The organism is Caballeronia calidae, from assembly GCF_900044055.2.
Classification (GTDB): domain Bacteria; phylum Pseudomonadota; class Gammaproteobacteria; order Burkholderiales; family Burkholderiaceae; genus Caballeronia; species Caballeronia calidae.
The window spans coordinates 1-597 of the sequence record NZ_FCOX02000355.1 but is presented as its reverse complement, the minus strand read 5'-3'; the positions used below and the strand labels follow the sequence as shown (position 1 = coordinate 597).

The window sequence follows — 597 nt, the reverse complement described above, 5'->3', positions numbered from 1 at the left end:
ACTGCCTGACGCATGAATCCGACCATATCGCCCTGATCGAGCAGACCAAGCAACATTTCTTCGACTGAGTCGAGCTTGAGCATGTCCTCAATCGTGCGGCGCTTCGCGTTCAGGAAGCGCCCTTCGCCGCGCAACTGTTCCAACCCCTTGCTGACCTGCAAATGCTTGCGAAAGCAGATGAGCACCGTTCCCGCGAGCACGGCTGGAGGCCGAACAATCACGCCTCGCGTGCCGTTCGGCAACTTCACGTCTATGATCGGCGATGGTCCTAAGCCGTTGTACGACAGCAGCGTATTGGTCAGATTGTTGACGTAGGCGGGCGTGATCGCCGATTCGTCGTGCAGCTCGCGTCTGTCAGCTCGGGCAGTGACGACCTGCCCAAACTTGTTGACGCGGACCTCAAATACGTCTGGATCATCCAAATAGCGAAGCAACGGAGCCAGCGTCATGGTGACCGCGTGGTCCGACGCGATGAACGACTGGACTTTATGGAGTGGCATCGGCGCTCAATTGGTAGACGTTGCTGAAATCAAGGTCTTGACGCACGAAAATGGCTACGTGGTCGCCCTGCTGGTCGTACAGCGTCGGCGGAATGTT

The 597-nt window shown here is 57.5% G+C and carries 1 protein-coding gene; it reads right to left on the bottom strand.

The window, feature by feature from the left end; all coding sequences use genetic code 11:
• Nucleotides 1-449, bottom strand: a 449-nt coding sequence (locus AWB78_RS43010; RefSeq protein ID WP_510183599.1) for a P-loop NTPase family protein, incomplete at its 3' end; no start/stop codon positions are given.
• Nucleotides 450-597: the final 148 nt, after the last annotated feature.